Below are 20,672 nucleotides of genomic sequence, written 5' to 3'. Positions count from 1 at the left end.
ACTCTTATAGCTGAATTAATTGTGACGAATTGTAGATACAAATAAATCAATTAAATTACTAAAAATCAATTTATTATATAATTAATTGAAAAACTAAGGTAGACTATATGTAGACTCTAAGAACAATACAATTTCTGAAATATTCAAACAAAATACATTGCATATAACAGGATTCTTCATTATAAAAAACTAACAAATATCATAAAATAAAAAAAAGAAGCTCATTAGCTTCTTCTTCGTTATCACATTTAATAATGTATGACTTTTATCTAAAAATAAATCTTAAATCAAATTCCAAGGTCCACCGTTTATTACGTCATAACCTTTACTCTTCAATATCGTTGTAGCCATACCACTTCTTGCTCCACTTCTACAAACTGCAATTATTTGTCTCTCTTTATCTAATTCCTTCAATCTATCTTCTAAAACTTGTAATGGAATATTAATAGAGTCTGAATGATGACCTTCTGAAAACTCTGCTTCAGTACGGACATCTAATAACAAAGCATTTTCATGCAAATATTTTTCTGTATTTGAATTTGATGTTAACATCTTAATAATCTTTTTAAAAAACATAATCTAATTCAATCTAGTAGTTAATAAGTTACAAATTTAGTATAGCAATTTTCAATCAATGTAACTCATGTTACAGAAGCAATTCATTATCTCTATCAATAATATGTAAGAATCAAAAACAATGAGAGTACAGATATTAACAACCAAAGCAAAATAGCAAAAGTCATTGTTCTTGCCCCTGCTTGTTTTATTGATTTAAAATCGATCATCGAACCAATCAAAAACAATGCAACAACCATCAATTGTTTAGAAATAGACTGTAAAATTGTATAAAAACTTTCTCCTTTCGGATAATAAGTTGCTATCAACATAGTCGCTAAAAAACCAAAAATAAAAAATGGAAAATTATATGTAGTTTCTTCTCTCTTATTAAAATAACCAATAATTATTGCTAGAGGAAAAATCCAAAGAGTACGACTCAATTTTACTGTTGTTGCTACATGTAAAGCATCCTCTCCATATTGTTTAGCAGCTCCTACAACAGAACTTGTATCGTGAATCGCAATAGCAGACCAAAGTCCGAACTGATACTGATCAAGTTCTAAAATGCGTCCGACAAAAGGAAAAATAAGTAAAGCTAAAGCGTTTAGGATAAAAACTGTTGCTAAAGCAATTGTAATCTGGTTGTTTTTTGGTCTAAGAACCGAAGAAATAGCTGCTATAGCACTCCCCCCACAAATTGCAGTTCCAGAAGTAATGAGTAACGAAGTATTTTTATTGATCTTTAATAATCGAAAAAATACATATCCAAATGTAAATACACTAAAAATTGAAATTAAAGTAAGTACAAAACCATCTTTACTTATTGAAACTGCCTCGTGGAGATTCAAACCAAACCCTAAACCTATGATTGCTATATTTAATAGCTTTTTTGAGTATTTTTTTGCGATTGACGTAAATTCGTTCTGAAATAAAGCTCCATACAAAATACCCATCACCAATGCCATCGAAGACTCTATAAAAGGAAAAAAAGTAAGTAGCAGTAATCCAAAAAAAATATAACGGGCAATCATTCTGTCATCTAAAAAATAACAAGTCAAAAGTAAATCAATCAATTAACTCAGAATGTAACATATGTTACAAAAAAATAAATTGTTAGAATAAATTTCGAATTCTAAATACTTACAACAAAAAAGGAAGCTCAAAACTGAACTTCCTATTTATATATCTTTTAAATAATTTATTACTTAATCGTGATTTCGTTTCGGTTTAGTTGAAGAAAACCTTCTTTCTCTAAAGCTTTCAGCAAACGAGAAATCACAACGCGAGAAGTATTGAGTTCGTAAGCAATTTCTTGATGCGTTTTTACAACAACTTTACCTTTGTTAATACTTGCGACATCCAACAAATACTTCTTCAATCGCTCATTCATATCGTTGAAAGCTAAATTATCAATCGCTACCAACATTTCCTCCATTCTATTGTTGTAACTATCAAAAATAAAACGTCGCCACGAAGGATATTTTGCCAACCATTCGTCCATTTTTACAATCGGAATCATTACCAATTCACCATCAGTTTCGGCAATCGCACGTATTTTACTTTGTTTATCGCCCAAACAACATGCCATCGTCATGGCGCATGTATCACCTTTCTCGAGAAAATATAACAACAATTCTCCTTCGTCAAAATCTTCGCGCATAATCTTGATTGCACCACTCAAAAGAATTGGCATTCCTTTGATAAATTGGTTCAAATCAATCATCACATCATTCGCTTTAAAATCAATCAAAGATCCTAATTCATCAATTTCACTCAATAATTCGTCTTCAAATTGATACGGATACGTTGCTTCTATTCTCTCTTTTATCATGTTTAATGTGGAATTTTGTTTCTAATTTTTCCGTAAAGAAAAGTACCGATTAATGCACCTACAATTGTAATTAAAATTGGATAAACTCCTGCGCCTAATAACACAAATATTGGTCCAGGACAAGCGCCAACCAACGCCCAACCTAATCCGAAGAAAATTCCTCCAATCAAATAACGTGCAATTGATTTTGTTTTGGGCTGAATCACAATTTTTTCACCATCGATATCTTTTGCTTCTTTCTTTTTCATCCATTGTATTCCAATCAAACCTACAACCAAAGCCGAACCAATAAATCCGTACATGTGGAAAGATTGAAAATTGAACATTTCGAAAATGCGGAACCAAGAGGCTGTTTCTGCCTTGTACATGGTTACACCAAAGATAACACCTAATATGATATAAACTAAACTTCTCATGAGATTAAAAAATTAAAGGAAATAAAACGTGAACCATCACAAGTCCACCGATAAAAAAGCCGATAACAGCGATTAATGAAGGTAACTGCAAATCACTCAACCCAGAAATTGCATGTCCAGATGTACAACCACCTGCGTAGCGTGTTCCGAAACCAATTAATAATCCACCAACAAATAATAAAGCAATATTTTTAACGGACATCGTTTCGAAAATTTCGGTTGGAGAATAGGCTTTTCCTGCACTTTCGAATCCCATTGTATTCAATTTTGCAATTGTAGCATCTGAAATTTCAGGAATTTGATTATCTGATAAGAAATGTACCGAAACAAAACCTCCTATTATTGAGCCAACTAAGAATAATAAATTCCATTTTTGAGCTTTCCAATCAAACGAGAAAAAATCGCATGATTTTCCTCCTCCCAAAGCAGAACAAATCGTTCTGAAATTGGATGAAAACCCAAAACTTTTCCCGAAATAAATCAATAAAAGCATTACAATTGCAATTATTGGTCCGCCAATATACCATGGCCAAGGTTGTAAGATAAATTCCATTTTGTATTTTTTCTAAAACGTGTACAAAGTTGATTAATCTAAATTAGAATGAAAGTTACAAATGTTACAGTTTACTTAAGATATATTATTTCAAAAGCAATCTAAGAATTTTATAAATTTGACCATCAATGAAAAAAATCAATAAACGAAAAGTTTTTAAACGAATGCTTTACTTCCTATTAGGCTTGATTGTAATTCTTGTAATTGCAACTTTCGCGGTTCTACAAATGGATACTTTTGGTGCAGATGCAACCGGAAAACGATTGGAACGAATGAAACAATCGAAGTTATACAAAGACGGACAATTTCAAAATATACATCACACGCCAGCTATGGCAGAAGGTTATAGTATGCAAAAAGAAATGATTTCGTTTTTATTTGGTGCAAAAAATCCGAAGCTCAACCCAAAAGATTCTATTCCTCATATTCAGACGGATATCAAATCTATTGATAAAACGGAAAATGTGTTTATTTGGTTGGGACATTCGTCTTATTATATTCAATTAGATTGTGTTAATTTCTTAATTGATCCTGTTTTTAGTGAATATGGTTCGCCTTTACCAATTTTCAATAAAGCGTTTAAAGGAGCAAATACCTATCATGTCAAAGATTTTCCAAAGATTGATTATTTAGTTATTTCGCACGATCATTATGATCATTTGGATTATAAAACAGTGAAAGAGTTACGCTCAAAAGTAGATAAAGTGATTCTTCCGCTTGGAGTTGGTGCGCATTTCGAGAAGTGGAACTATTCGCCCGAACAATTAATCGAAGAAGAATGGAACACAAGTGTAGCTTTAAAAAATAATTTGAAAATTACTTTTACACCAGCTCGCCATTTTTCTGGTCGAAAATTTAAACGAAACACAACACTTTGGACTTCTTATGTGTTAGAAACGCCTACGCAAAAAATATTTTTAGGTGGTGACAGTGGTTATGATACGCATTTCAAGGAAATTGGAGAAAAATATGGTCCGTTTGATTTTGCAATTCTCGAAAATGGTCAATACAATGAAGCTTGGAAGTATATTCATGCCCTACCAACAGATTTGCCTTTGATTATAAAGGATTTGAAAGCGAAACATATCATTCCTGTTCATGCGGCAAAATTTGCTTTGGCAAAACATGCTTGGGACGAACCTTTAGAGAAAATTATGGCGAATGGTAAGCAAAATAACTTCGATATTTTGACACCAATGATTGGTGAACCTCTAAATTTGAACGATTCGGTCTTCAACTTCAAAGAATGGTGGAAGGATTAAATGACTCATTCCCGAATAATATTCAAAATATTTTTTAAACTTTTTAATAATATTCAAAATCACTTATTTATAATAAGTTTATTCTGAATTTTCTTCAGAAAACCATTTATAATCCGTAATTTTGGCAACTGAAATTTAACTTTAAACAAAAAAATAAACAAATGGAACTGAATAGAGAACGTCTATTAGAATTGGTGCAAAAATATGGTGCGCCGATATATGTATATGATGCGAACAAAATAAAATCGCAATATGATAAGATGACAAATGCATTTTCTACAGTCAAACGTTTAAAGTTAAATTATGCATGTAAGGCGAACACGAATCTTAATATTTTAAAGTATTTCAAATCACTTGGTTCAGGATTGGATACGGTTTCTATTCAGGAAGTAGAATTAGGATTAATGGCAGGTTTCAAACCAAAAGAAATCATTTATACGCCAAATGGTGTTTCGTATGCAGAAATTAAAAAAGCAATTGATTTAGGTGTTCGTATCAATATCGATAATCTTTCGGTTTTAGAAACATTTGGTCAAGATTTTCCTAAATACCCAGTTTGTGTGCGTATCAATCCACATATTATGGCGGGTGGAAATGCTAATATTTCGGTTGGACACATTGATTCTAAATTCGGGATTTCTATTCACCAATTACCACATATCAAACGTGTTGTAGAAAATACAGGTTTACATTTGGATGGTGTTCACATGCACACAGGTTCTGATATTTTGGATATTGATGTTTTCTTGCAAGGAGCTGAAATTTTATTTGAAGTTGCAGCAGAATTCAAGAATTTATCTTACATCGATTTTGGATCAGGATTTAAAGTTCCTTACTATCCAGGAGCAGACGAAACGGATATTGAATATTTAGGAGAGCGTTTATCAGCTCGTTTCAATGAATTTGAAAAAGGGTACGGAAAACCTTTGACATTGATGTTTGAGCCAGGAAAATATATGGTTTCGGAAGCGGGATCTTTCTTAGCAACCGTAAATGTTGTGAAACAAACAACTTCTACAGTTTTTGCTGGAATTGATACAGGTTTCAACCATTTAATTCGTCCGATGTTTTATAGTGCTCATCACGAAATTGAAAATATTTCGAATCCAGAAGGTCGTAGCCGTTATTACACAGTTGTGGGATACATTTGCGAAACGGATACTTTTGGTACGAATCGTAAAATAAATGAAATTAGCGAAGGAGATGTGTTGTGTTTCCACAATGCAGGAGCATATTGCTTCTCGATGGCTTCTAACTACAATTCGCGTTTCAAACCTGCGGAAGTCTTGTTAATTGACGATAAGGATTATTTAATTCGTCGTCGCGAAACAATTCAAGATTTAATCGCAACAACAGAAGATATCAAATTCTAAGCTCAGAATTTTTTATATTAATTTAAAGTATTTTTAAAGCTCAGTCTTCGGACTGAGCTTTTTTACTTAATAGATTATTTAAAATAGATCCTACGACATTGTAAGTAGAACTTTTATTAAAGTCCCATTTATATCCGTATTCCTCTTCTCGTTGTCCATTTCGAATTTTAATTCCTAAGCTTTTTACTTCATTATCTAGTTGTGCAAATGATTGTTCTTTTTTTACAAGAGAATTTATTTGATAATAACTTTTCAAAAGAGATGATTTTACATCCTCGTTTATAGTATCCGTTTTGACTTGTGCAAAAAGACATATCGGAAAAAGAAATAATAAAATTGTTTTCATTACCAGATATTTACATTTATAAAGTTAATAAAAATTATTAATAATTAACCATATTCCATTTTAGAAAATTTACAATGATATTCGTCTTATATTATTCTGAATGAAATGAATACTTTTACACCAAAGTTAAATAATGGAAGAAAATAAAGACAAACGAAGCACGGTACAAAAATTAATAGATGACGCTTTTTTCTTTTTCTTGATGCTACTTGGCTTATTTTGTGTCGTTATTATTCTGTTGGTTGTATAAAAAATGAAACTTTTTGATCCTTATTTTATAGGATACCTTCTAATCCTCTTTTTTGTAAAAATCAGTCGCTTTTACGGAATTGACATCGGAATTCTAAATTCCTATTTAACTGATATAATTGCTGTACCTACAATGTCTCATTTAGGAAGTTATCTTATTTCAAGAATAAAATACAACAATCAAATTTACACCTATCCAATCTCTTATTTATTGATTACAGCTGCAGTTTTATCTATTCTGATGGAATTTATAATGCCAAAAAAATCTCCAAATTATGTTGGAGATTATATTGATTGTATTTGTTACTTTTTAGGTGTTTTGATTTATCAGTATTGGCACAAACCATACATAATAAAGCATACTAAGCAACTTATTGAATATTAAATTTTTTCAAGAATTTATAAATATCATGATTTGCTCCATAAATTACCAACACATCATCTTTTGTAATTACTGTATTTGACGAAGGAAAACCTTGAACTTCTGGAACAATTTTGTATTGTCCCAAAAAGCTTGCTTCTTCTTTATTTTTTATAACAGTCATTACCAATATATTATGTTGCTTCTTGAACTGAATTTCATCAAACGTTTTTCCTACCAATTCATTCGGCGTCACAACCTCTATAATACTATATTCTTTGTTCAACTCAAAAGAATCAACAACTCCCTCCACATTAAGTTTTTTGGTCCAACGTTCTGCTGATTCGGCTTCTGGACGAATAATTTCTGTAACACCAATTGCTTGCAAAACGTTTTCGTGCAAAGAATTGATAGAACGACTTATAAGGCGTTTTACATTTTTATTCTTAAAAATAGCAGTTGCCATAATGTTTGCTCCCTCGTTTTCACCAATACTTACAATTACAATATCAGTATTATTTAAAGGTAATTTATTGATCGACAATTCGTCTGTCGCATCCAAACAAATTGTATAAGATAGCTTATCTTTCAAAGCCTCTACACGTTGTATATTATTATCTACACCAATTATTTCGTGACCAAGTTTAACCATTTTTTTTCCAAGCGCTGCTCCGAAATTTCCTAAACCTATAATTATTACCTTCATAATTGTTTTTATTAAATTAAAATATCGTCTGTTGGATAACGATAATTAGATGAAACTGTTTTCTTAAAAAATGCCATCAAAATTGTGATCATTGATACACGACCTATAAACATCATTGTAATGACAACTATTTTACTAGGATCTGATAAAGTTGGTGTCAAATTAAGTGATAAACCAACGGTAGAATAAGCCGAAAAAGCTTCGAAAGCTACATCAATAAGATGTAAATCATTATCAAATTTTGTGATTAAAAATATTCCGATTCCTATCACCAAAAAAGATAATGTCATCGTTGCAAAAGCCTTTTGTACATTAATCGGATTTAACTCTCTTTTATAAATTTCGATCTTATTTTTTCCTCGTGCAATATTAATAAAATTAAGAATTGCTATTGCAAAAGTACTTGTTTTGATCCCTCCACCAGTAGATGCTGGAGACGCACCAATCCACATTAGGAGAATAACCAAAAGTATGGATGAAAATTGTAACTGAGCAAAATCTATATTATTGAAACCTGCTGTACGAGGTGTCATTGCAATAAATAACGCTGAAATAAACTTGCCAAAACCTTGGTGAGGAGCTAATGTTGAATAATATTCCTCAAAAAACAAGATGATAGTAGAAACAAATAATATCACTAACGATGTGATTAAATTAACCTTTGAGCTTAATGTAAAAACCCAATTTTTTCGATTTTTCTTTTTATGAATTATTTTTGAGATTAATTTTCTGATTAAATAATCAAAATAACGTAATATATTGATCAAAATTGGGAAACCTATTCCTCCTAAAAAAATCAAGGTAATTAACACGGACTGAAAACCATAATTATGTATAAAGCCTTTGTTCATTAATCCGCTTGGTAATGTCGAAAAACCAGCGTTGCAGAAGGCTGAAACGGAATGAAAAACGCTGAAAAATATTTTATCAATAATTCCGATATTATACGGAGCAAGCGAAATATAAATTAAGATTGCTCCAACTAATTCAATTCCAAAAGTTAAGTAAATAATCTTTTTTACAAACGAAAAAACTTCGCTCAACGAATCATTATTTGCGATACTTCCTAACGCAATTTGATTTTCATACGAACTATTTCCTTTAAAAAAATAAGCAATATATCCTGCAAAAGTCAAGATTCCCAAACCGCCAGCTTGTATCAACATCATCAAAATAAAATGTCCAACAGGCGTATATGTAACATAGGTATCAACAGTTGTTAAACCCGTTACGCAAACTGCACTTGTCGCTGTAAATAGTGCGTCTAAAAATGAAATAGGATGATGTGTTGCTTTTGGTAACATTAAAAGACAAGCCCCTCCAAAAACCAAAATCAAAAAACTAAAAATAAACAGTTGAGGAGGTGTTATTACAGAACGTTTGAAGTTAAGATTAGGTGTTGCTATTTCTCTAATCAGTTTCAAAACGATTGCAAATTGTAAGTATTTACTTACAAAAAACCAACTGTAATCTGTAATCTGAACTTTGATACAATAAAGTATAAAAAGTATACTAACTAAATCAAAAATAATGACTCGTGGAATAATTTTCTCTTTGAAATGAACATATTTTAGTACAGTTCTTAGAATTCCTATTGATAAGAGTACAATAAAAAATATATTGATATAGAGTTTATATTCGATCGGAAAACCAAAGCCGAACATCGCTACTAATGCAATAATTGCCAATATATATGATATTGAAAGAATTACATTTAAAATTTTATTGTTTACAAAAGTTCGAAACATAGTCGTCTCATCATGATTAAGTAGCAAATTTATAATTATGTAAACTTTTTACAAGTTTATCTTAGTATTTTTTAGAAATAGGTTTTATTCTTTCTTAAAAATATTCATCCTTCCTACCATAAAAATCATGATCAAACCAAAACTTGCAAATAAAGCGTAAGAGTATCTCAAATCGAATACTTCTGCTATATATCCAATAAGTGGTGGTCCCATTAAAAATCCTAAAAATGAAATACTTGAAACTGTAGCTAAAGCAACTCCTGCATTAATATTTTTAGCTTTACCAGCTACACTATAAACCGTTGGGACATTACATGCTACACCAAGCCCAACCATCATAAAAGCAATTGTACAGATGATTAATTGAGGAAAAAATACAGAAATCATCAAACCAGAAAACATCAATAATCCACTAATTTGCATTATACATTGTTTTCCGTGCTTACTTATAAAATAATCTCCTACAAATCGTCCTGTAGCCATCATAATCATAAACGAAGCATAACCAACTACAACTAAATTTTTTGGAGCTTTTACAATATCTTGGAAATAAACTCCACTCCAATCAAACATAGCTCCTTCTGTCGCCATACTCAAGAATCCAATAACTCCTAATTGAACTAAAATAGTGTCTGGTTTAGAAAAAATCGATTTCTTTTCTTTTGTTGGAGCTGGTACCGAATCAACCAAATACTTTTTATTAATCAACCAATTCAACACAATTAATGCATAAATCATCACAAAATGATAAAATGTATCGATATGTAAATAAACCATTAACAAACCTATCAAAGCACCAGTAAAACCAGCAATACTCCACGCTCCATGAAAGGATGACATAATTGATTTTCCGTATATTTTCTCAACTTCAACACCTTGTGTATTTACAGAAATATTGCACATGTTTCCAACAACTCCAAAAAAGAATAAAACTGCTCCTAATTGATAAAAATTTTGAGCTAAACCAATACAACAAAGGATTAATGGATAAATTAATACAACTATTTTCAAAACATTTTTACTTCCGAATTTTGCAACTAATTTCCCTGAAAGAGCCATAGTACACAATTGCCCAATAGGCATTAACAATAATAATGTTCCTAATTGACCTTCAGAAATGCCTAATTCAGATTTGATTGTTGGAATTCGACTGGCCCAAGAAGAAAATGCTAAACCTTGCGAAAAAAAGAAGAACGAAACAGCAATGCGAATTCTATTTTTGGAAGATGCTGATAAATTTTCAGATGAAATCATGGCTAAAAAAACTATGCTGCAAATTTACTCTTTTGAAAACGTTCTTTCACATCAAAAAAATATAAAAAATATTCTATTGATACTCATTTCGTTAAAAAATATTTTTAAAATAATTGATTTATGAGTTTGGAAAAACGAAAAAGCATTCTATATTTGCACTCGCAATAACGCATTAGATGTTGTTATTGGAGAGTTGGCAGAGTGGTCGAATGCGGCAGTCTTGAAAACTGTTGAGGGTCACACCTCCGGGGGTTCGAATCCCTCACTCTCCGCTAAAAGCTTGAACAAATTGTTCAAGCTTTTTTATTACAAAAAAAATCCTTCTTCATTTCTGAAAAAGGATTTCTAAACTCAAAATCATGATGAATTAATCATCAACTTTACTATGTTGCTTTCCGTAGAAAAAGTAAATACAAACTCCTATCACTAACCAGATTAACAATCTCCACCAACTTTCCATAGTAAGTGAAGTCATTAAATAAACACATACCACAATTCCTAAAATTGGAACTAACGGAACCAAAGGAACTTTAAATTTTCGTTCTGCATTAGGCATTTTTTTTCGCATCACAATAATTCCTATGCAAACCAATGTAAAGGCAAACAATGTCCCAATGCTTACCATATGTCCAAGATCTTTAATTGGAACAAATCCTGCAAAAATACTCACGAAAACAAGAAAAAATAAATTCGTTTTCCAAGGTGTACTAAATTTTTTATGAATATCTGAGAAGAATGAAGGTAATAAACCGTCATTACTCATACTATAAAAAACACGACTCTGGCCTAATAACATCACTAAAATAACAGATGTATACCCTGCGATAATTGCCAAAATCAATACACTTTGTAAAAAAGTATAACCTGTTGCTGCAAATGCTGTTGCTGCTGGTGAAGCATCTCCTTTAAAAATAGTATAAGGCACTAAACCAGTCATTACCCAAGAAAATAACACATATAATATAGTACAAATAACCAACGAACCTAATATACCAATTGGCATTCCTTTTTGTGGATTTTTCGCTTCTTGTGCAGCTGTAGAAACAGCATCAAAACCAACAAAAGCGAAAAATACTACTGCTGCTCCGGCTGCAATACCTGGCATTCCTCCAAATTGTGTTCCTGGAATATTTTTAGGAATAAATGGAACATGATTTTCTGGATTAATATGACTCCATCCCAGAACTATAAATACTACTACAACAGATACTTTTAGAATAACCAATATATTATTAATAACTGCAGACTCTTTTGTACCTCTTATCAAAACAAGGGATAGTAAACAAACAATAAAAATTGCTGGTAAATTTATCATTCCTCCATCTGCAGGTGCATGAAGTAATTCTTGTGGTAAATGTATATTTAATTGTTGTAAAAATTTATCGACATAAGCTGACCAACTCACACTAACTGTTGCAGCTGCTAAAGCATACTCTAACACTAAATCCCAGCCAATTATCCAAGCGATAAACTCTCCCATAGTAGCATAAGAATAAGTATATGCACTACCTGCTACAGGAATCATCGAAGCAAATTCTGCGTAACATAAACCTGCAAATGCACAACCAACTGCAGCTAAAACAAATGATAAAGTAACTGCCGGACCAGCATGATCTGCAGCTGCAATACCTGTTAAACTAAATAAGCCTGCTCCAATAATAGCGCCGATACCTAAAGCAATTAATGCTCCTGAAGATAATGATCTCTTTAAACCTCCTTCCTTTTCTTGCGAATCTTGTATTAACTTCGCAAGTGGTTTAACTTTCCAAATTGACATAAAAACCTTGTGTTAAATAATGAATGAAAGTATTGTGTTTTGAGAGATATTTGAATATTAAAAAAAATAAAAGTTAATGATTTTGAAAATATTTCTAAAAGAAACCTTAAAATTTACACATATTTCACTAAAATCCATTTATTACGAGTTTATTTTATTATATCAATAAAAAACATCATTAAAAAGTAATATAAATAGAATACTATGCACGTCTGTATAAAGAAAATTAAATAGAATATTATCTAAAATGTAGAAACAAAAAAAGCCTCGAAAAAATCGAAGCTTTAAAAGATATTATATTTTCTATCAAATTATGAAATACTAGGAACTTGAACTAATTCATTAGTATCTTTCTCATAATCAATACTATCATAATTAAATCCAAATAATTGGAAAAACTCATCACGATAACCTTTGATATCAGAAATCTCGTTGATGTTTTCAGATGTTACAACTTTCCATAAGTCATCAACTTCTTTTTGCACGTCTTCACGCATTTCTAAATCATCAATTCTGATTCGTCCATTTTCATCTAAAGGAACATTTCCATCAGCAGTATATAAACGCTCTGTAAATAAACGTTGCATCTGCTCGATTGTACCTTCATGAATTCCTTTTTCTTTCATTACTTTATACAATAATGATACATATAAAGGAACAACTGGAATTGCAGAACTAGATTGTGTAACCAACGCTTTGTTAACTGAAACATAAGAAATACCGTTAAGATCTGCTAATAAATTATTGATAACTGGAACCGTTTTCTCTAAATCATTTTTCGCCATACCAATAGAACCATCTTTGTAAATACGATGTGTTAACTCAGGTCCGATGTACGAATAAGCAACCGTTTTAACTCCATCAGCTAAAACTCCAGCTTCTTTTAAATCTTCAATCCAAAATTTCCAATCCTCTCCTCCCATTACAGCTATTGTATTATCAATCTCTTCCTGATTTTCGATAGGATTAATTGTAATATCTGTTACAGCTGCAGTATGAAAATCTACCGTTTTATTTGTAAAAGGCTCTCCAATTGGCTTAAGAACTGATGAATAAGCAACACCAGATTTTGGATGTGTACGACGAGGAGAAGCTAAACTGTAAACTACTAAATCTACTTGACCAAGATCTTTCTTTATCAAATCAATCGTTTGTTGTTTAATTTCATCTGAAAACGCATCACCATTGATACTTTTTGCATACAAACCTGCTTCTTGTGCTTCTTTCTCAAAAGCAGCTGTATTGTACCAACCTGCAGTTCCTGGTTTGTTAGGAGCAGCTGGTTTTTCAAAGAAAACACCTATAGTTGCAGCATTATAGCCAAAAGCAGCAGAAATACGAGAAGACAGACCAAAACCTGTCGAAGCACCGATAACTAATACTTTTTTAGGTCCTTCGCCTGTTATATTTTTAGATTTTATGTACTCAATTTGATTGTGAACATTTGTTGCAGTACCTTCAGGATGAGTGGTAATACAGATGAAACCTCTTGTTCTTGGTTGAATAATCATTTTATATTATTTAGTTGCATAAAATTATAAATAAATTTCTAATAAAACATAAAGTTACCCTATTGTTAAAAAAAATCTTAGATTTTGTGAATTATATCTTTTAATTCCTTATTTTTAACAAGAATTCGTTTTAGGACGATTCTACTCTAACCTACTACTTATGAAAAATATACACATCGGAACTCTCATTAAAAAGAGAGTAAACGAATTAGATATTGATATAAAGAGAATTATCTCTTTTTTTAAAATCTATTCGGAAAAAGAAATTCAGGAGCAATACGAAAGTGCTGCTATACAAACAGATGACTTACTAAGATGGTCTAAACTTCTTGAGTATGACTTTTTCAGAATCTACACGCAACACATTATTCTATTTGCGCCAGTTGGTAAAATTGACAAAAATCTACAAACAAAACCCAACACAAGTACTATTTTACCCAATTATAGAAAAAATGTCTACACAAAAGAAATCATAGAATATGTTCTTGATTTACATCTAAAAGAGAATAAAACTATTCAAGAAATTGCCAATGAGTACAATATACCTAAAAATACTATCCATAACTGGATAAAAAAATATACCTAACCCTAAACTCTATTACTCTCATGGAAAAACCAAACTACCAAAAAATTTACCAACACATCATTCAAAAAAAATTTCCTGAAAAAGAAGTTCAAACAAAATCTTTATTAAAAGAAGATATGACTTCACTTGATGTGATTAAGATTTCTAAAATTCTTAATTCCAATTTTGATAATTACAATCAAAAGCATAAATCTTATGATTTAGATTCTATTCTCAAAATTTTAGAATTCCAAAAATCCCATAATTTGACCAATATTTTAGTTGCAGAAAAATTTAAAATTAGTCGCAACTCTATTGCAAAATGGAAAAAAATATATGGATAAATTAATAAAAAAACGGCTTCAAAATTTGAAGCCGTTTTTTTATTCAATTTTATTTTTATCTTCCTTAATCACTTTATGTACTGCCAATGTTGCAAATGGTATAAACGCATAAATAACGTAAATGATAAAATCTTCATCATCCCATTTATATATTTTTCTGACTCTAAATAATAAAAGTAAGTAAGCTGTAAACCAAAAACCATGAAAACAACCAGCAAATGGCATTGGTAACACATATCCAAATTGATATTTAATTGGCATAGCAACCAAAAATAACAGTGCACAACTTATCGTTTCCCAAACACAAGTTGTCGCAAACCACTTTTTTAATTTTTCGTCAGAAATATTTAACATTTTACAAATTTAAGCGATAAATTAATTGGTATCAATGATAACGATTAGCAATTGTTAAGATTTTATTACAAAAATAAATATCAAATTATTGTTATTTATGATAATTACACATAATAATTATCAATATAATTTATTATTTTTGTGTTTATTAAAACCTAATAATCAATGCATGTAAACAATTTTATCTCAAAAAAATTAAATTTAGCACTGCCCTATTGGACGATTATTTGTCCTATTATTGCCATTTCAACATTAAGTGTAGCTAACGCTTATAAAGACAATCCATGGTTTTTAGCTTTTTTAGGAGTTTCATTAATTTCTGCAGTTTTAGCTGCCGTACATCATGCCGAAGTTGTAGCACATAAAGTTGGAGAACCATTTGGTACAATAATTTTAGCCTTAGCAATTACTGTAATAGAAGTTTCATTAATTGTTTCCTTAATGATGTCCGAACCTGTTGGCAAACCATCCGTTTTAGCAAGAGACACTGTTTTTGCTGCTGTAATGATCATCTTAACCGGGATAATTGGTTTATGTCTTTTGGCTGGAGGTGTACGTTATAGAGAACAAAATTTTATCAAACAAGGAGTTTCTACAGCTTTAATTACTCTTGTAGCAATATCTATATTAACAATGGTTTTACCTAATTTCACAACATCTGAAGGCGCTGGCGAATTTTCTCCAAGTCAATTGATATTTGTTGCGATTATCTCTTTAATCCTTTACGGAGGATTTATTTCTGTACAAACAATTCGTCACCGCGATTATTTTTTACCACAAACAAGCGAGGATAATATTGCGTCTGAATTACATGTCGAAAAACCAAATGCACTAACAACAACATCTAGTTTAATCTTATTGATAATTGCACTTGTTGCGGTCGTTTTATTATCAAAAAAATTATCGCCAACTATTGAAGCAATTGTAATGGATTTGGGAGCCCCAAAATCATTGGTCGGAATTATAATCGCAGGAGTTATTTTACTTCCTGAAGGTTTAGCAGCCTACAAAGCTGCTCGTAAAGATCGTTTGCAAACCAGTCTTAATTTATCGTTAGGTTCAGCATTAGCTTCAATCGGATTAACGATTCCTGCCGTTGCAATCGTTTGTTATTTTACTGGCTTACAAGTTACTTTGGGGATTGATGGTAAATCATCTATACTCTTAGTTTTATCTCTATTTACAGTCTATTTATCTTTAAGTTCGGGGAGAACAAATATTCAGCAAGGAATTGTTTTATTAACTCTTTTTGCAACATATTTATTCACTACAATAGTTCCTTAAAAGAAATTTATTTAAAATGATAAAAAAACGACTCAAAATTAAATTTTGAGTCGTTTTTATTATTTTATTTCTTTGGAAGCGAAACCATATTCGCATCCATTTTTTGATCTTTCTCTAAAAATATTTTTCCTCTTAAAATACTTTGAATCGTATTAATCAATTCCTTCTCAAAAGAATCTCTTAATTGCGATTGATGAAAAACTAATGAAACCTCACGTGTCGGAACTGGAGATTCAAAATTCTTCACATATTGTTTATACTCTTGTGGCAAATCGTCAGCAACCAAAGCAGGTAGCAATGTCATACCATAACCATCGTTTGCTAATTTCACCAATGCTTCAAAACTACCAGAATCCAATTTAATTGGTCTGTTCTTCATGTTTGATGTATCACAAAGTGCTAACACATTATTTCTGAAGCAATGTCCTTCTTGTAAAATCAGTAAATCTGAAGTATCTAAATCAGACTCATTTATTTTCTCATGTCCAGATAAACGATGCCCCGATGGTACATAGCCAACTAATGGTTCATAATATAATGGTCTTTCAATAATTTGATCTTCAAATAATGGAGAAACGACAATTCCAAAATCCAATGATCCATCTTTTATCCCTTTTACAATCTTATCCGTTTGTAATTCTTTGATAATAAGATTAGATTTTGGATTGTTTTTTTGAAAAGTTTTGTAAAATAATGGAACTAATGATGGTAAAACTGTCGGAATAACACCGATAATAAAATCACCTTCTAACAAACCTTTTTCTTCGTTTACAAGATGCTTCATTCGATTAGCTTCCATTAAAATTGTTTTTGCTTGAGCAACAATCTTTTCTCCAATTTGTGTGATTTTGATTGGATGTGATGTTCTATCGAAAATATCAATATTTAATTCTTTTTCCAATTTCTGAATTTGCATACTCAATGTTGGTTGAGTAACAAACGATTTATCAGCAGCAATTGTAAAGTTTTTGTGCTCGGCAACAGCCAACACATATTGTAATTGTACTAATGTCATATATAAAAATTGATATCTATAAATTTTTGTGATAAAGATATGGATTATTATATTATCAATTTATATCATTAATCATAATTTAATCCACAAAAAAAGCCCGAAAAAATTCGGGCTTTATACTATTAATAAACTTAATATTACTTAGTTAATTGTTTTTGAATCTCAGCAGACCACTCTTGTAATTTCTTCGCATCTTCTGGAGATAATTTTTGAGTGATTTTTTGTAATTCTGTAGATAAATCAACAGCTTTTTTAGTTAACTCAGCTAATTTTGCTTGATCACCAGCAGTTGCTGCAACCTTCATCTCACCAGCTAATTCACCATATCTTTTTGCCCAATCATTTGCTTCTGGACTTGCAAAAGTTGGAAAATCTTTCGCTACATCAGCAACTTTATCGATAGTCTCTTTACCTGCTTCTACTTGATCTGTAACTGTTTCAGCAACGTTTTCTTGTGTATTTTCTACTTTAGCATCTACTTTTTCTTTTTCAGATTTACAAGAAGATAATGATACTACACCTAATACTGCAGCGGCTAAAAATAATTTTTTCATTTTAAATTAGAGTTTTATAGTTAATATTTTTTGATAGTACAATATAGAAAAACTAATGATTATTTTGAGTTAATTTTTTAATTTTCTTTCGAAAACTGAACTTCATACAAATTAGCATAATAACCATGTTTCGCTAATAACTCACTATGAGTTCCTTGCTCAACAATCATTCCATTATCCATTACAATAATTTTATCTGCATTTTGTATCGTCGCTAAACGATGTGCAATAATGATAGAAGTTCTTCCTTGAGTTAATTTATCAGTAGCTTTCTGAATTAGTTCTTCTGATTCTGTATCAATTGACGATGTTGCCTCATCCAAAACTAATATCTCTGGATTGTAAATATACGCTCGTAAAAATGAGATTAATTGTCGCTGACCTACAGAAAGTGTAGAACCTCGTTCGCTCACTTCGCTGTAATAACCTTTTGGTAGTGACATAATAAAATGATCAATTCCAATTATTTTTGCTGCATTTTGAACTTCTTCTAACGAAATATCTTTATTTCCTAAAACGATATTATCATATATTGTTGTATTAAATAAGAAAACATCTTGTAAAACAACCGCAACATGTTGACGCAAATTCTTCAATTCCATATCATGAATATTTACGTCATCAATCTTAATTGTTCCTGAATCTATATCATAAAAACGACTCAATAAATTAATGATTGTAGATTTCCCTGCTCCCGTAGCTCCTACAATTGCCACTTTTTCTCCAGGATTTGTAGAAAAAGAAATTCCTTTCAAGACCAAATTATTCGGAACATAAGAAAATTTAACATTCTCAAAATCAATTTTGCCTTTTACATGCTCCAATTTGATTGTTCCATTATCTGGTAAACTTTGATCATCATCAATAATTTTGAAAACACGATCTGCTCCTACCAAACCACGTTGAATGGTATTGAAACGCTCTGCTATTGCTCTCATTGGCGCTGTTAACAACGCAACGTATTGTGTAAAAGCAATCAAATCTCCGACAGAAACATCTCCATGAACCGCAGTTCTAAGTCCTCCAAACCAAATCAAACTTCCGGTTGCTAAAGCCGAAATAATATCGACAACAGGAAACATTAAAGAAAAATAGAAAACTGTTTTTAGATAGTTCTTCTTTAAATCATTATTAATCGAAACGAATTTGTCATATTCTGCTTGCTGACGATTAAAAACCTGAATAATATTCATTCCAGTTAATCGTTCTTGCACAAATGTATTCAACTTCGCGACAATTGTACGCTCTTCTTGGTAAACATTTTTCAATGCTTTTTGGAATAATCGTGTAATAATCATCATCAACGGAAGAATCACAATCACCACAGTTGCCAAAACCCAGTTCATCCAATACATCACAAAAACGATGAAAACGATTTTCAAAACATCGCCTAACATTACTAAAATTCCATCATTGAAAACTTCAGCAATCGTTTCAATATCAGAAACTGAACGTGTTACCAAAACGCCATTTGGCGTTTTATCGAAATAACCAAGCTTGAATTTTATCAAATGATTATACAAACGAACACGCAACAAACGAATAACTCGCTGTGCAACAACATTCGCTAAATAAACCATAAAAAAGGACAAAATACCTTCGAAAACCAATACCAAAGCTAATTTCACAATTTGCATTTGAAGCCCTGGTAAATCTTTTGTCTGAATATAATCATCGATGATATTTCCCGTTAAATACGGACGATAAACAGAAAAACACGCACTAAAAACCGCTACAAAAACCACCGACCAAAACATTACTTTGCTTTGCGCCCCGATTTGTAAAACACGTTTTAATCCATTAAAATCAAACGATGTATTTTCGTTATTTGAACTCATTTTTAAATAATTCTTTTGGATATTGAACATCTACCAAATACAATCCTTGCGCTGGCGCCGAAGCTCCTGCCGAAGAACGTTGTTTTTGTTCAATAATTTCTTCAAAATCATGGATAGAAATTCTTCCTAATCCTACCTCAACCAATGTTCCAACAATTGCACGCACCATATTTCGCAAAAAACGATCGGCAGTGATTTGAAAAATCAATTGTCCGTTTTCATTTTTGCGCCAAAACGCCTCTCTTACATCGCAAATATTTGTTTTCACATCGGTATGTAATTTAGCAAAACTTCCGAAATCTCCTTGCTTAATTAACAATTTTGCTGCTTCATTCATTTTTTCAATATTCAATTCTCTGTTAAAAATCCAAGCGCTATCAAACGCAAAAGGATCTTTGAAAGGTGAAATAAAATAATTGTACGAACGCGAAGTCGCATCAAAACGCGCATGCGCTTCATCATCCATCAAAAATAAACGATAAGCAGCGATGTCTTTTGGTAAAAAAGAATTTAATTTTTTGATTAAATCAACCGATAATTCATCTTCATAATCAAAATGAATAAACATCTTTTTCGCATGAACACCAGAATCTGTGCGCCCTGCTCCGACAATCGAAATTTCTTTTCTTAAGATTTTAGACAATCTGTCTTCAATAACTTCTTGAACCGAAATTTGATTGGGTTGAATTTGATAACCAAAATAATTTTTCCCGTTGTATGCTAATTCTAAAAAATATCGCAATTGTTGTAAATTTGAGCAACAAAAATACAAC

22 protein-coding genes and 1 tRNA gene are annotated in these 20,672 nt (G+C 31.1%); 7 read left to right on the top strand and 16 right to left on the bottom strand.

Translation table 11 applies throughout. The features are described from left to right. Positions 1-282 precede the first annotated feature (282 nt). The 5 genes from QHG34_RS12690 to QHG34_RS12670 all read right to left on the bottom strand — a co-directional run bounded on the left by QHG34_RS12690 (position 283) and on the right by QHG34_RS12670 (position 3,358). Positions 283-552 carry a rhodanese-like domain-containing protein gene (locus QHG34_RS12690; RefSeq protein ID WP_282630579.1) on the bottom strand — a complete coding sequence of 90 codons (270 nt, stop codon included), beginning with the start codon at positions 550-552 and terminating at the stop codon, positions 283-285. A 119-nt stretch (positions 553-671) separates the two neighbouring features. Beyond that, the gene (locus QHG34_RS12685) at positions 672-1,589 is read right to left on the bottom strand and encodes a YeiH family protein (protein WP_282630577.1); all 918 of its coding nucleotides are present in this window, start codon (positions 1,587-1,589) and stop codon (positions 672-674) included. A 170-nt stretch (positions 1,590-1,759) separates the two neighbouring features. Next, positions 1,760-2,389 (bottom strand): Crp/Fnr family transcriptional regulator, encoded by a 630-nt coding sequence (locus QHG34_RS12680; protein WP_282630576.1) that lies wholly within the window; start codon positions 2,387-2,389, stop codon positions 1,760-1,762. A gap of 2 nt (positions 2,390-2,391) precedes the next feature. After that, on the bottom strand, positions 2,392-2,805 hold the full coding sequence (locus QHG34_RS12675; RefSeq protein ID WP_135836085.1) for a YeeE/YedE family protein: 414 nt from the start codon (positions 2,803-2,805) through the stop codon (positions 2,392-2,394). 4 nt (positions 2,806-2,809) lie between these two features. Beyond that, positions 2,810-3,358 carry a YeeE/YedE family protein gene (locus QHG34_RS12670; protein WP_282630575.1) on the bottom strand — a complete coding sequence of 183 codons (549 nt, stop codon included), beginning with the start codon at positions 3,356-3,358 and terminating at the stop codon, positions 2,810-2,812. A 128-nt stretch (positions 3,359-3,486) separates the two neighbouring features. Here QHG34_RS12670 and QHG34_RS12665 point away from each other — a divergent pair, with 128 nt between their 5' ends. After that, positions 3,487-4,620: an MBL fold metallo-hydrolase gene (locus QHG34_RS12665; RefSeq protein ID WP_282630574.1), complete on the top strand. Its 1,134-nt coding sequence runs from the start codon at positions 3,487-3,489 to the stop codon at positions 4,618-4,620. A gap of 128 nt (positions 4,621-4,748) precedes the next feature. Beyond that, positions 4,749-5,993, top strand: a complete 1,245-nt coding sequence (gene lysA, locus QHG34_RS12660) for a diaminopimelate decarboxylase (protein ID WP_282630643.1) — start codon at positions 4,749-4,751, stop codon at positions 5,991-5,993. 40 nt (positions 5,994-6,033) lie between these two features. On the opposite strand, the gene QHG34_RS12655 is transcribed toward lysA, so the two are convergent. Then, positions 6,034-6,339 carry a hypothetical protein gene (locus tag QHG34_RS12655; protein ID WP_282630573.1) on the bottom strand — a complete coding sequence of 102 codons (306 nt, stop codon included), beginning with the start codon at positions 6,337-6,339 and terminating at the stop codon, positions 6,034-6,036. A 253-nt stretch (positions 6,340-6,592) separates the two neighbouring features. Between QHG34_RS12655 and QHG34_RS12650 the strand changes: the two genes are divergently transcribed. Continuing rightward, complete coding sequence (locus QHG34_RS12650; protein ID WP_282630572.1) at positions 6,593-6,973, top strand: hypothetical protein; 381 nt, start codon at positions 6,593-6,595, stop codon at positions 6,971-6,973. Here the strand turns inward: QHG34_RS12650 and QHG34_RS12645 are convergent. The 3 genes from QHG34_RS12645 to QHG34_RS12635 form a co-directional block, all read right to left on the bottom strand. Next, entirely contained in the window at positions 6,960-7,655 is a 696-nt protein-coding gene (locus tag QHG34_RS12645) for a potassium channel family protein (RefSeq protein ID WP_282630571.1), read from the bottom strand. The genes QHG34_RS12650 and QHG34_RS12645 overlap by 14 nt on opposite strands. 11 nt (positions 7,656-7,666) lie before the next feature. Next, positions 7,667-9,343: a TrkH family potassium uptake protein gene (locus QHG34_RS12640; RefSeq protein WP_282630570.1), complete on the bottom strand. Its 1,677-nt coding sequence runs from the start codon at positions 9,341-9,343 to the stop codon at positions 7,667-7,669. Between the two features lie 144 nt (positions 9,344-9,487). After that, positions 9,488-10,657 carry an MFS transporter gene (locus QHG34_RS12635; RefSeq protein WP_282630569.1) on the bottom strand — a complete coding sequence of 390 codons (1,170 nt, stop codon included), beginning with the start codon at positions 10,655-10,657 and terminating at the stop codon, positions 9,488-9,490. Positions 10,658-10,844: 187 nt separating this feature from the next. On the opposite strand from QHG34_RS12635, the gene QHG34_RS12630 reads away from it, so the two are divergent. Continuing rightward, a tRNA-Ser gene (locus QHG34_RS12630) sits at positions 10,845-10,929 on the top strand. Between the two features lie 95 nt (positions 10,930-11,024). On the opposite strand, the gene QHG34_RS12625 is transcribed toward QHG34_RS12630, so the two are convergent. Then, entirely contained in the window at positions 11,025-12,434 is a 1,410-nt protein-coding gene (locus QHG34_RS12625; RefSeq protein WP_282630568.1) for an amino acid permease, read from the bottom strand. 311 nt (positions 12,435-12,745) lie between these two features. Beyond that, positions 12,746-13,945 (bottom strand): enoyl-ACP reductase FabV, encoded by a 1,200-nt coding sequence (gene fabV, locus QHG34_RS12620; RefSeq protein WP_282630567.1) that lies wholly within the window; start codon positions 13,943-13,945, stop codon positions 12,746-12,748. Between the two features lie 160 nt (positions 13,946-14,105). On the opposite strand from fabV, the gene QHG34_RS12615 reads away from it, so the two are divergent. After that, positions 14,106-14,531: a transposase gene (locus tag QHG34_RS12615; RefSeq protein ID WP_282630566.1), complete on the top strand. Its 426-nt coding sequence runs from the start codon at positions 14,106-14,108 to the stop codon at positions 14,529-14,531. Between the two features lie 20 nt (positions 14,532-14,551). Beyond that, positions 14,552-14,854 carry a helix-turn-helix domain-containing protein gene (locus QHG34_RS12610; protein ID WP_282630565.1) on the top strand — a complete coding sequence of 101 codons (303 nt, stop codon included), beginning with the start codon at positions 14,552-14,554 and terminating at the stop codon, positions 14,852-14,854. A 39-nt stretch (positions 14,855-14,893) separates the two neighbouring features. Here the strand turns inward: QHG34_RS12610 and QHG34_RS12605 are convergent, their stop codons facing one another. Beyond that, positions 14,894-15,208, bottom strand: coding sequence for a DUF3817 domain-containing protein (locus QHG34_RS12605; RefSeq protein WP_282630564.1), 315 nt, complete (start codon positions 15,206-15,208; stop codon positions 14,894-14,896). A 165-nt stretch (positions 15,209-15,373) separates the two neighbouring features. Here QHG34_RS12605 and QHG34_RS12600 point away from each other — a divergent pair, with 165 nt between their 5' ends. Then, a complete protein-coding gene (locus tag QHG34_RS12600; protein ID WP_282630563.1) occupies positions 15,374-16,492 on the top strand; it encodes a calcium:proton antiporter in 1,119 nt (372 codons plus the stop codon). 64 nt (positions 16,493-16,556) lie between these two features. On the opposite strand, the gene QHG34_RS12595 is transcribed toward QHG34_RS12600, so the two are convergent. The 4 genes from QHG34_RS12595 to truA all read right to left on the bottom strand — a co-directional run bounded on the left by QHG34_RS12595 (position 16,557) and on the right by truA (position 20,641). Beyond that, on the bottom strand, positions 16,557-17,507 hold the full coding sequence (locus QHG34_RS12595) for a LysR substrate-binding domain-containing protein (protein WP_282630562.1): 951 nt from the start codon (positions 17,505-17,507) through the stop codon (positions 16,557-16,559). A gap of 137 nt (positions 17,508-17,644) precedes the next feature. Further along, positions 17,645-18,061: a hypothetical protein gene (locus QHG34_RS12590; protein ID WP_282630561.1), complete on the bottom strand. Its 417-nt coding sequence runs from the start codon at positions 18,059-18,061 to the stop codon at positions 17,645-17,647. A gap of 77 nt (positions 18,062-18,138) precedes the next feature. Then, positions 18,139-19,899, bottom strand: a complete 1,761-nt coding sequence (locus QHG34_RS12585) for an ABC transporter ATP-binding protein (protein WP_282630559.1) — start codon at positions 19,897-19,899, stop codon at positions 18,139-18,141. Next, positions 19,886-20,641 carry a tRNA pseudouridine(38-40) synthase TruA gene (gene truA / locus QHG34_RS12580; protein WP_282630558.1) on the bottom strand — a complete coding sequence of 252 codons (756 nt, stop codon included), beginning with the start codon at positions 20,639-20,641 and terminating at the stop codon, positions 19,886-19,888. The genes QHG34_RS12585 and truA overlap by 14 nt, the downstream gene beginning before the upstream one ends. Positions 20,642-20,672: the final 31 nt, after the last annotated feature.

This window comes from Empedobacter sedimenti, assembly GCF_030005555.1.
Lineage (GTDB): Bacteria > Bacteroidota > Bacteroidia > Flavobacteriales > Weeksellaceae > Empedobacter > Empedobacter sedimenti.
Note: the sequence above shows the minus strand (reverse complement) of the source record. Positions and strands in the feature narration are given on the sequence as shown.